Source organism: Candidatus Borrarchaeum sp. (genome assembly GCF_019058535.1).
GTDB classification, from domain to species: Archaea; Asgardarchaeota; Sifarchaeia; order Borrarchaeales; family Borrarchaeaceae; genus Borrarchaeum; species Borrarchaeum weybense.
Map to the genome: position 1 here is coordinate 15,892 of NZ_JAHPYX010000190.1, position 12,093 is coordinate 27,984.

Genomic DNA, 12,093 nt, shown 5'->3' on the forward strand with positions numbered 1-12,093 from the left:
GCTATCGAAACCTCTATGTTAGCCCTTATTTTAATATTATATAGTTTAGGACAGACTTTTTACTTTATTTTTCAAATTTAGGTAAAAATTGAATAATCTTAGAGAAACAGGGAACTCGCAGCGGATTAGATGATCAAAATATTGTTGTGCTCGTTCATTAAAAAACGAAGAGATTGATCCATTGAGAAGCAATGAATCTGTGAATTTTCTGATTCTGAGACTATTCTTCATCCTATTCCCAATTTCCTTTCTCCACAATCTTTCAAAGTTAGACAGTTCACTTTCACCTCGTAAATGTTTTAATATTGCTTCAGCGCCTATTCTTCCAGTAAGTAATGCACTAGGGATTCCTGCTCCGACATGTGGCATTACGAAACCTCCCGCATCACCGATACATATCATATTCCCTCGTCTAGTTGCAGTATCCGAAAATGGTCCTTCAATTGGTACCAGCTTTGAGGAAGAACTTATGATCCGCCCTCTATCTAATAGATTTGAAGCTGTAGGATGCTCTTTAACAAACTTCCGAAAGTATTTTTTTATTTTTAAATTGTTAGTAAAACGCTTTCGTATGCCTAAACCTACATTTGCTATGTGGTCTCCTTTAGGTATAATCCAGGCATATGCGCCTGGCGCGTATTCTTTACCAAAGTACATTTGAACGGTGTCTGCATCAACATTTACATTGTCCATAATTGTAGTAAAGCATATAGCAAATTCATAATTTTTCCTACGAACCCCCTCAGTGAGTATTGATCTTGGACCGTCAGCCCCAACAATCACTCGGGCTTTAACTTGCTTAATAGTGCCCATATGTTTCACATGGACGCTTCCATTTCCAGAGACACTTATAACAGGCGAATCACATTTTATAATTGCGCCCGCATCCATCGCTCTTTCAACTAGGGCTTGGTCATATTTATCTCGAAAGACAATGTTGCTTTTAAATCTGGATTTTATCTTGTTGCCCATTGAATCGATAAGTTCTGTATATTCCGTAATATTTGCGAGCGTATTCTGGGGCGGCTCTATTAATTTTTCCGCATCTTTGGCTTTAGGAAACAAACGACGCATTTCGGAGGGATGTGGTAACAATTCTCCACATCTAACTGGAAGTCCAATAGTTTTCTTTTTCTCAAAAAGTTGTACCTCCACATCCTTTTCAGCTAATATTCTAGAAATGGTTGCACCTGCTGGACCTCCTCCTATCACGATCACATCAGCAACCATTCTATCACAACACAATTAGAACAATGTAACGGATTAGGAATCCTACAATGAGCAAGATTCCGGTAAATAAGTGCGTCATAACCGTCATAGCTTGCGCTGGTATTAGCTTAGGTGTATTCAGATAGTTTTTATGGGCTATCTTCATTCCAGGGATTGCAAACAGCGGTAAAGTAATGAAACTAATAAGACAAAACAGCGGTAAGAACGAGAAAACAATACCCAAAGCTATAGCTGCATATGTGCCCAGAATCAAACCGTGATACACGCGTACCGCTGATAAGGAACGGCCGAGTCTGACAACTAAATGGTCTTTACCAACCTCTTTGTCGGCAACATAATCGGGAAATTGATTGATCCAAATTACCGCTGTGATTAAAAATGCGACCGGAATTGATGCGATCAAAGGAACAAGCGTTATTTTCACCGTTTGTACGTAATATGCGCCAAGGACACAAAGAGGACCGAAGTTGATACCTATAGCAACTTCTCCAAGTCCTTTAGAAGCAAGTGCTACATAAAAAAAGCCACATAATGCGCCAATAAGTCCAAGTACAAGCAGAAACCAACCAATTACAAACGTGAAATACAGACCAATAGCGATACCTATGCCTAGCAAAATGAGTGATGCAACAAGGACATCACGAGGCTTTAGAATTCCCTCACGTAAAAAGTCGCTTCCTCCGCTGAATGGAGTAACTTCTTTGTTAATTATATCCGTACCGCTTTTAAAGTCAAAATAATCGTTGGCTATATTTGTACCTGCGTGGAGTGCGATTCCTCCAATTAACGCCAAGACAAAATAAAGTGGATAGAACGCATTTTCGTAAACAAATGCAATAACAGATCCTAGGATTATCGGAATAATTACTGCGGTAAGGAATTTTGGTCTTGTAGCGTTAAACCAAAGTTTTATTGAGCTATATTTTATATGAGATACTTCAGTCATTCTCATTACCCATTTTTTAGTTAGAACTCAGTTTATCATTAAATTTGTAATGAATTTGCCAAACTTAAGTTAAAAGCTAGTAAATGGTATAGGCATAATTGATTGTAAGTTGTATATATATTTCACAAACTAGCGAACTAACAGCACTTTAGCATCGTGTTCGATTAATTTTGCACAATTACGTCCAGATCTTGCAGCACCTTCTATAGATGAATGCCAATTATCGTTATTTGCATAATTTCCAGCAATATAAAGCCCTTCAATCGGAGTTCTATTTGTATCTAGTTTTAATGACATAATCCCAGGGTATTGTGCCTCTATAGCATTCTTGATCTTCAAAACTTTCGTCCAGAGAAGATGCTTTTCAATTTCAGGAAAAAGATCTTTTAGATCCTCAATGAGAATGTCTACTATTTCCTCATCAGTCTTGTTCTGTAAAGATGGTTCAATGCAGGTTCCAGCAAGAAGGCTCTTCCCTGGAGGGGCAATAATTCCATATGGAGGCAGAATCTGCGCAACTGCAGTGATTAACTTGTTTGGTGTTAGGATCACGGATCTGTGATCTGTTAGTGACTTGTCTAGTCCGATTTGTATTGCTAAGGCGGATGTATACTTAACTTCTTTAATTCGTTCACGGAAGTCGCTTGGGAAGTGTTTTTCAGAGACTAAATTAAATAGATTGATAATAGGTCCTGTAAAAACGACAAAGGGCATTTCAAGAAATTCTTCAACGCCTTCACGGATATATTCAATTCCTTTTACTCGTTCATCCTCTATGACTACTCGTTTGACTGTACTATTTGTCCAAACTTCGCTCCCCATCCGTTCGCAATACCATTTCAAAGCTTTGGATATTACGCTTAGGCCAGCAGTCTCAACACCTTTTTCTGGATAATATACAGCCAAACTTTCTCTTTCTTTGACCCTCAGTTTTTCAGCATGTAGCCAAAGCCCACTAGATACTTGTTCAGGTGGTAGAAATGTTATTGATTTGATGAGTGGGGCGTAAAAAAGTTCCAATGCTTTCTTGCTAAGATTTGTTTCACACCATGAGGCAAAATTATCCTCATCGTACTTCATAAAATAGTCTATATCGCTTTTTAAAATCCTGTTTGAATTTGTTAGAATTTTTACTCGATCGGCAAAATCGAGTAAACCAAATTTTAAAATACTAGAAATTTTTCGCTCTAATCTAAAGAATTTTTTGTTGTGATAAAATACAGCGCCTTCTCCAATATATCTCATACGAACGGCGGCCTTTTTCAGGAACGGTATAATGTATGAGTAACCTCCTAAGAAAAGGTGTAACCCTACATCATATGTATATCCCTTTTCTATAAAAGAGCGGACATGTCCACCCACTTCCGGCTCTTTTTCTAATATTACACTACGAGGCCTTAAGCGTTCCAATTCACAGGCACATAATAATCCAGAAATCCCCGCACCAATTATCCCTGCTTTTATTCGATGAGTTTTCAACAAAGCCCTCCTTCATATCTTTTAACGTACTTTTCTACAGGTCAAGTGCTTGCGCAACAATTTGAGTGATGTCAAGCATTTTTACTTTGGAATTTTTTTCTCTTATGGCTTCTTCCATATTCAAATAACATGCTGGGCATGCAGAAACGACACTATCTACTCCAAGGCTCTCAACTTCTTCAATCTTCTTCAAACCCATTTTTAAAGCGAGTTCAGGGTTTGTTATTTTTAAGACACCGCCACCACCACAGCACTTGCAATCTTGCTTTACTTTTGGAAGTTCAATAAAATCGAGATGCAGAATGCTTCGCAATATCTTTCGAGGTGCTTCATAGACACCACTTAATCTTCCTATCTCACATGGATCGTGATAAGTCGCTTTAATATCTTGAACTCTCTTAAATTTCAATTTTTTTGTATCAATTAATTCTGCAAGGTATTCTACTGCATGCTTCACTTCAAAAGGTAATTCTAGTCCTAAATGGGAATACTCTTCTTTCCAGCCTCTGTAACAGCCAGCACATGTAGTAATAAGTGTTTTAACGCCTAATTGTTCAAATTTTTTTATATTATGCTCTGCTAACTCTTTTGCAAGTGGAAATGCTCCTGATAGGAAGTATGGGCTACCACAGCACCATTCTTCTTCCCCTAATAGTGTGAAATCAATCGATAAATTATCTAAAATTTTGATAAAAGCTTCAGGGATTGACGCTAACCTCCCTGTGAAACTGCTTACACATCCTACAAAGAACCCTATCTCTGCATCACTGTTAAGATGCTCTTCTACTAGATCTTCAACCTCAAAACTCCAAATAGTCCGATCTTCGTTTGGCATGTTATATACATTATGTTCCTCTTGCATAGATGCCTTAAGATCATGTAGAGGAGTTGGCCAGAGATTGTTTCTGAAAACCTCTGCTCTTACGGATTGCCAAAACGTGACCAAATCAATAGAAACCTGACAAACTTCTTTACAGTAGCCGCATAGACTACACTTAAAGACATTTTCTGCAAAGGTTTTGTTGATGTTATCCTTTCCTAAGAACAAATTTTTCGTAAAAAGAAGTTTACCTCTTGGACCAGCGGATTCCCATCTTGCTGTTAATTCTTTAAAGGCTGGGCAGACAGCAGAACAGTATCCGCATTGTGAACAAATAAATAATTCATCATCCATATTAAAGCGTCTAATTTCAGGTAACTTCATTGCTTTCTTCACCTCAGAATAGAATTGCTGTTAAATCAATTAGTTCAATATCACAGAAAATAGAAAGAACCCAGAAAATTCCAAATGTAATGACGAAAATTATAACAAGAAGGAAAAGAATGCCGAAGATTGGATGTCTGGTTGGTGGAAAGAATTTCCGTCCTATGCGTAGGAATGGTACTGACATCGAAAGTAAGGGCGAGAGAGGCATTCCAAAGCGAGTTGATACGTTAATTATCTTTTTTGGATTCATTATGTTATCTGGATCAAGATTTCTCTTTAGGGTTTTTATTTCTGCAAACTGTTTCTTGCCGAAAAGTTGTTCCGCAAATTTGGCAAGCCAAATTCCTATTCCGTATATTGTGCCTCCAAATTCAGTAGCAGTTGTTACAACTTCAAAAGATCTGTAGAATCCCATAAGGAAGGAAATCTGTTTTCTTTCGTCATCCAAAAAAAAGGTCATTACAACTGCTTGACTATTGCTACTAACAATCCCTTCAATTCCCAATCGCTCGTTTTTTGATATTTTCCTCAGTCTTAGAATAAAATCTTTAAGATTTGATAACGGTACATACACCTCACTAGGCACGAGACTTGGTCCCACTCGTTTCAAACGCATAGGATAAAAGCGTTCTCTCCATTCAGTCTCAGCTATTTCTTTATCTAATATTTTGCCCTTATTTCGCGCTACTATTTCTTTGAAGCTCATAACATTATGGCCGAGATCGGAATCCTCTTCATAGACTATCATGCTGATATAATGGTCGCTAGGTATGTTTTCTTCTTTCACGGATGTTTTGAAGTTCACATACTCTTTATCCATGAAATGAAGGTGATAAGGGGTTGTCAAATCAACTAGCTCTACCAAACAAGAAAATAACGCTTCTAATGATTCAAAAGCAGTAACAAATTTTTTTAGAGATGTTTTCGCTTTGATACGTAATTCAATCTTCGTAATTATCCCTAGAATGCCTTCGCTCTCAATGAAGTACTGCGTTACATCATCTAAGATATCTAGTGAATGAATTCCATTAGCAGTATTTATTACCTCTCCACTAGGCAATACTATTTCCAATGACTTTACCTGAGCTTTAACATCGCCATATTTTAAACTACCGATACCTGAACCTCCCTCTGCAACCCATCCCCCAAGGGTAGAAGATCTGGCTGAAGTGGGGTAACTACGGAGTGTAAATTTTCTTTTCTCTAAATATTCAAGCAGATCCTCCCAAATTACCCCTGATTCAACTAGAATCGTTAAATTTTTTTCATCAAACTCAAGAATTCTATTCAATCCTCTTGTATCGATAATTATTCCTTCTGTTACTGGAATTGCACCACCATATCCTGAGGTTGCAGCTCCACGCGGAATAATTGGAATTTTATGATCTGCGCAATATTTAATTAGCAAACTAATTTCTTCAGCAGAATTCGGTAATACTACTGCTGAAGGTTTCATTTTAAATAATAAATGTGTCATTCCAGGTAATTCGGCTATATCGCGAATATAGTGGGCCAGTTCGTATGGATCAACTGAAACTCTGTCTTCTCCAAAAATTTGTGCTAAATCAACTTCTAGTTGTTTTTTTGGAATCAAATGGCAACACCTTTAATCTCTACAGATGGGGTTAAACCAAGAAAACTATATTAAAAAATTCATGGTCTTAAAAAATAAGGTGGGGAATGATATAAGGCATTGTAAACGGCATGAGAGTTCTCTGCCATCATACTAAGCCTTTTTTCACTTTCTTAATAAAGTGATCAGAATATTAATCACTCCGATGATAGTGCCTAGTGCGAGCAACCCAATGAGAATGCCGCTTGGCACTGACGACCACACTATTGTTGGATGAACCGCAGCAGGGTTTCCTTGTAATATAAGAGTTCCACCTTGAATTCCTGCTGTGAAAATCAGCAAGGGTGCAATGACACCTAAATTGTGTAAAATCAAATGTGCCAAAGAAAGCCAATCGTTAGGCTCTCCGCTAACATAATAGACAAAAGCCCAAGCGCTCAATCCAATGAATCCAGCGAGTAGATACATCGAATAGCCTACAAACACCCATGTGCCAGCACTGCCACCTGCGACCATCCGCGATAAATCTAACCCTTCGCCACCTGGAGGAAATATAAAAAACACTGTTATGATTGCTGCGATTACGGCATGAATTAATGCGAACCATACAAATCGCTTAGCCCATTTTTCCGCCAATTTTTACTCACCTTTACTTTTTAGTAATGACACTGGAATATGACTTAAGCAATGTGCTTCTTATTCTTTTGTGCTTAATTGTCGCTTTGAAAAGGTTAAAATAGTGCAAAGATTATAACTCTTTGCAAGAAAATTGCACTGCGTTGTAGGGAGCAAATTGAAATTTGATGATTTAGATATCAAAATCTTATTCTATCTCACAAAAGATTCTAGGATTTCTTTTCGAAAAATTGCAGAAAAAATTGCTCATAACAACAATGAATATAAGAATATAAACTCTAGCACCGTATTTCGGCGGTTTAAACGTCTGAAAAAGTATTTGTCATTTAACACAAGATTTGAGAAAGATTTAATTTATCACTTTAACCTTATAGGTGTGGTTGTGAATATCGACGATATTATTAAAGTTATAAATGACTATAAGAATTGTCCTCGCGTAATAGAAATGTATCGGTTATCTGGAAAATTTAATCTGTTATTTAAAGGGGTTTTCGAAGACCCAATGATCTTTTCTTCATTTATTGATGAATTAAGAAGCGACCCAAGAATTAAAAGTGTTGAACTCTGCGTCAACTGTCAACAAGTTGCACCAGAGCCAATCGCAATTAAAGAAGTATTTGACGGTAATTCTAATGTTGTAGTTGCTCCTTGTGGTAGGAACTGTGATGAATGCGCTGATTATAAGGATGCGTGTCTAGGATGCCCTGCAACAAAATGGTATTGTAAGACGATCTTTCCAATTAAGGAGAAAGTCTTAAAAAACCCGACAAGAAATAGAAAAGATTGATCTATGGCTTAAGGCAGTCCTCTTAAATTCAGGAGCTTTTTGTACTCATGCACCGACTCGCTCTAAATATCGAGTGCAACAAGTTTCTTCATCTGATAAATGCATGATTTCAACACATCCAAGTGGTTTTAGAACCGCGGAACAAACAAGTGGACGTTCATCGTCCAAGCTCTTACAAATAGCGATGGCTTCCATGTGATACTGGCAGAGTTGATTCCAGAGTTGAAGGATTTCAGAATCCGTCCTTGTTGTAATCACATTCCTGTTTAGACTTTTAGCACGATTTATCATTTTTTGTGAAATTTCATCTATTCTTGTTTTCAAATCATGCACTCTTTGCTCTCTTCTTCTTTTCTTATCGATTTCTTCTAGCAATGTTGTTATATTTTTTCACCTTCCCTATGATTTTTTAAACTATCACAATAGATGATGATAGTTTTAGCAAATAAATGACATTGTCATATTTAAGAATACGTTTTGTGCATTTTGTTTTTTAGCAAAAAAAATGCGTTTTTCACAAAATTTTTCACAAAATTTTCATAACGTCTGAATACTAGTTATAATAAACTCAAGGATGGGCGCTGAGAAAATCCCTGTAACTATTATCAAAATAGACGCTATTACCAAAACAAAAGTACAAGATATAGGCTCTTTTATCACGTTAAAATCTTTTGGTTCATCAATATACATTCGTTTAATGATCCACGCATAGTATGCGAGGGAAAATGCTGTATTTAAGACACCAGCAATACCCAACCAAAGTAAACCTGCGTCTATAGCTGCAGTAAACAGAATTAATTTGCTGAAAAATCCGTTTGTTGGCGGTATTCCAGTTAATGCTACTAAGATGATAGTTAAAGTGAATGCAGTGATCGGCATATGCTTTGACAAGCCGTTATATGATTCTAAATCTGCTGACTTCATTTTCAAAAGGACGGCTGTCGCTGCAACGAAAGCCGCACTAGTCATTATTGTATGATTCAAAATATGATATAGCACTCCTGCAATCCCTAGATAAGTTGAAGCTGCAAGACCAATGAGTATATATCCTGCATGAGCGATGCTGGAATATGCGAGCAATCGAGTAAATGTTTTTTGCATGAGAGCAGAAATGTTTCCATAGGTCATAGTGACTAATGCCAATATTGCGAACGCAAACCCCCAGTCTACTCTTAAAACTGTCATTCCGATGATGATAACCCTAATTATGGCTGCGAAACCTGCTTTTTTGCTACCACCTGCTAAAAATCCGCTAACAGGGGTAGGCGCTCCTTCATATGTATCTGGAGCCCACATGTGGAAGGGAACAGCAGCTATTTTTATGCCAAACCCTGCAACAAACGAAATCAGTGAAAGTAAGGCAAATGGGTTTATCGAAGAGTCCATAGTGGAAAGATAATCTGCAATTAGACTAATTCGAGTCGTGCCTGTAATGCCGTAGATTAATGAGATTCCAAACAAAAGGATGGCAGAAGATATAGCTCCAAATATAAAATACTTCACTGCAGCCTCATTAGCGAGGGGATCATTTTTTCGAATGCATACGAGCACGTAGGTGGGTATTGACATTAATTCCCATGCAAGATAAAGCACCACAAGATCTACTGAAAAAGCTACAAGAATCATACCGAGTGTAGACAAAGGCAACAAAGTGTAGTATATTTCTTGATTTGGATCGTCAGCCATATATCTGATAGATGCGATCGATATGAAAATAGCTACCATTAAGAAGACAAAGATAAAGAAAAGAGAAAATAGATCGATCTTTAAGACATCTCCAATGAGAGTAGGTGTGTCAATGTACTTGGGCATCTCGAATATCGTTATAGCTAAAGCAAATAAGAGATTAAATATACTCCAGCCTGCAGAAACTTCTCGTTTTAGTACCCTAATTCCAAGGCGGTTCATTGCAGGGGTCATAATGGAGAAGATCGCTAGTGTATATATCGGAAGAAATGGTTCTAATCCGAACGAAAGCAATTCAAGTTGCATTTGAATTCCTCATATATTCTCTAAATGTTTTCTAGAAGTTTTTGGCAAGATGGAACAATCGTTTGAAGCATAAGGGACGGAAATAATCCTAGTATGACTATCGGGATTACAAATAGGGCTACAGAAATGAGTTCGATCAATTTCCCTTCGTGAGGTTCGTGATTTGCTATTTGCACTTGATTTTTTGGTCTCAGTACAATTCTGTCTATAGTCCAGACAAAATAGGCTGTAACGATTCCAGGCGCCAACACTACTATTGCAGTGAAAGAGAATGCGTTAATAGCCCCCATGAAAATCATAAATTCACTTACAAAGCTGCTGAGAAATGGAAAGCCCAGAGCAGCAAGAGCACCAAATACAAACAAAGCAGTTGTTCTTGGCATTGTATGCAGCATGTCGCTGAGTTTATCGATCTCTCTGGTCCCAGCATTATGTTGTATTACCCCGGAAAGGAGAAAGAGAAGACCTACAGCACATGCATGATTAAACATTTGGAACACAGCGCCAGATAATCCCAGAAGATTACCAGTAAATGCACCTAATAGCACAAACCCCATATGATTTATGGACGTAAGTGCAATCATCATCTTTAAATCACGTTGAACTAATGCAACACCTGCGCCGTAAAAAATCGTCAATAGAGCCAAACCTATGAAGAAGTAAGCATATTCAAATGAAATCTCTGGGAACAGTGATAAATTAATTCGAATAAAGCCATATCCCCCCATTTTCAGCAATACACCTGCTAACAAAACACTGATTGGTGCAGGTGCTTCTACATGAGCATCTAACAGCCATGTGTGTAGGGGTACGACAGGAAGTTTCACAGCGAAGCCAAAGAACGTGGTAATCATTATTATCAGTTGAAGTGGTTTTGCGATTTTGGTGTCCATGAGAATTAAAAAATCAAAAGTGTGCGGCGTTGCTGCCAGGAAGAGCAAAATGAATCCAATGAACATTAAAGAGCTTCCAGCATTAGTAAAAATTATAAACTTCATGGCGGCATATTTGCGGTTAGGTCCGCCCCATATCCCGATTAGGAGAAACATAGGTACAAGAACTAGCTCCCAGAATAAGAAAAACACGATTAAATTGAGAGAAACGAAAACACCGAGAAGTCCCATTTCAAGTATGAGGAGAAGTCCGTAGTATTGTGCTATCCTTGAAGAGATCATACTCCATGAGCCTAGTGCGGCAAGCATAGTTAGGAGGGTTGTTGCAAGTACTAATGGCAAACTAATGCCATCGACACCCACACTGTAATTTATGCCTACGGACGGTATCCATGTGATATTCTCTGAGAAGAGAAAGCCATCTCCAATAGGGTTGGCAGATATCCATAAATAGAGCGCGAGAACAAACAATACGATCGTAAATCCAATTCCAATACTCTTCCCAACTAATTCATCTTTCTTTCCAAAGCCATAAGTAAGAATTGCACCAATAAGTGCGATAATGAGCATCCATGAAATTATTCCTATTCCTAGCATCTATGGAAACCCTCCTAGGACAAATAATACAATAATAACAATCACAACAACTCCTGTGGTCAGAAGTGTTACATACTGTTCAATTATTCCTGTCTGGAGCTGTCCAAAAGCTTTAGAAAGTTTTTTGCCAGTTCCAGCAACTCCGTTGACGAATCCATCAACTATTCGTTGATCAATAAATTCGTTAGCTTTTGAGAGTGCTATTCCGAGCTTTGCAATAAAGTAACTCAAGGAGTTGAAGCCTCGTGTTTCGAGTCCTGTAGAACTGAAACGTGCACCGTCTATTGCCTTTTCCGCAAAAACATAATGAGATTTATCAATGATTCCAAGTTCGAACTTATCTAGTAATGCCTTGAACATCCTTATTGTTCCGTAAACGAATACTTTGTAATAGAAGGCGTTGATATACCATCGATTTGTTAGGAACTTATGGAGACTTGCAATAATTGGATTTCTGGCTATAGTTATGGCAGAATACTTCTGTTTAATGTAGATGTAGTAACTGGGGATCAGTCCCAGAAAGATCATTATCAGTGAGATGGAGGACACCACTACATCGATTTCTACGATGCGAATCGGGAGTACCACCGGCGTTACCATATGTTCGGGTTCTAAAATGGGTGAGAACCAGACATGCAACCAGCCTTCGAAGTTAAACAGCCCAGCGACACTGACGATCAGTGTTAAACCCGCCAAGATTGCCAGCGGCACCCACATGACGGCTGGTGCTTCATGGATCTGCTGCCCTTCCTG

At 38.0% G+C, this 12,093-nt stretch carries 11 protein-coding genes; 1 reads left to right on the top strand and 10 read right to left on the bottom strand.

The features are described from left to right. Positions 1–45: 45 nt before the first annotated feature. The 6 genes from QVB70_RS11520 to QVB70_RS11545 form a co-directional block, all read right to left on the bottom strand. On the bottom strand, positions 46–1,230 hold the full coding sequence (locus QVB70_RS11520) for a geranylgeranyl reductase family protein (RefSeq protein ID WP_287586316.1): 1,185 nt from the start codon (positions 1,228–1,230) through the stop codon (positions 46–48). A gap of 4 nt (positions 1,231–1,234) precedes the next feature. Further along, the gene (gene menA, locus QVB70_RS11525; RefSeq protein WP_287586317.1) at positions 1,235–2,176 is read right to left on the bottom strand and encodes a 1,4-dihydroxy-2-naphthoate octaprenyltransferase; all 942 of its coding nucleotides are present in this window, start codon (positions 2,174–2,176) and stop codon (positions 1,235–1,237) included. A 129-nt stretch (positions 2,177–2,305) separates the two neighbouring features. Then, on the bottom strand, positions 2,306–3,655 hold the full coding sequence (locus tag QVB70_RS11530; RefSeq protein WP_287586318.1) for an NAD(P)/FAD-dependent oxidoreductase: 1,350 nt from the start codon (positions 3,653–3,655) through the stop codon (positions 2,306–2,308). 34 nt (positions 3,656–3,689) lie between these two features. After that, the gene (locus QVB70_RS11535; protein ID WP_287586319.1) at positions 3,690–4,859 is read right to left on the bottom strand and encodes a (Fe-S)-binding protein; all 1,170 of its coding nucleotides are present in this window, start codon (positions 4,857–4,859) and stop codon (positions 3,690–3,692) included. A gap of 13 nt (positions 4,860–4,872) precedes the next feature. Further along, positions 4,873–6,456 (bottom strand): FAD-binding oxidoreductase, encoded by a 1,584-nt coding sequence (locus QVB70_RS11540; RefSeq protein ID WP_287586320.1) that lies wholly within the window; start codon positions 6,454–6,456, stop codon positions 4,873–4,875. A gap of 144 nt (positions 6,457–6,600) precedes the next feature. After that, positions 6,601–7,071 carry a hypothetical protein gene (locus QVB70_RS11545; protein ID WP_287586321.1) on the bottom strand — a complete coding sequence of 157 codons (471 nt, stop codon included), beginning with the start codon at positions 7,069–7,071 and terminating at the stop codon, positions 6,601–6,603. 157 nt (positions 7,072–7,228) lie between these two features. Here QVB70_RS11545 and QVB70_RS11550 point away from each other — a divergent pair, with 157 nt between their 5' ends. Next, positions 7,229–7,858, top strand: coding sequence for an Lrp/AsnC family transcriptional regulator (locus QVB70_RS11550; protein WP_287586322.1), 630 nt, complete (start codon positions 7,229–7,231; stop codon positions 7,856–7,858). A 45-nt stretch (positions 7,859–7,903) separates the two neighbouring features. Here QVB70_RS11550 and QVB70_RS11555 read toward each other — a convergent pair whose 3' ends face one another. From QVB70_RS11555 to QVB70_RS11570, 4 genes are all read right to left on the bottom strand, one after another. After that, positions 7,904–8,233 carry a hypothetical protein gene (locus tag QVB70_RS11555; RefSeq protein WP_287586323.1) on the bottom strand — a complete coding sequence of 110 codons (330 nt, stop codon included), beginning with the start codon at positions 8,231–8,233 and terminating at the stop codon, positions 7,904–7,906. Positions 8,234–8,395: 162 nt separating this feature from the next. Then, positions 8,396–9,850, bottom strand: coding sequence for an NADH-quinone oxidoreductase subunit N (locus tag QVB70_RS11560; protein ID WP_287586324.1), 1,455 nt, complete (start codon positions 9,848–9,850; stop codon positions 8,396–8,398). Between the two features lie 20 nt (positions 9,851–9,870). After that, positions 9,871–11,340, bottom strand: a complete 1,470-nt coding sequence (locus QVB70_RS11565) for an NADH-quinone oxidoreductase subunit M (protein ID WP_287586326.1) — start codon at positions 11,338–11,340, stop codon at positions 9,871–9,873. Beyond that, the coding region (locus QVB70_RS11570; RefSeq protein WP_287586327.1) for a hypothetical protein at positions 11,341–12,093 on the bottom strand (753 nt) is incomplete at its 5' end.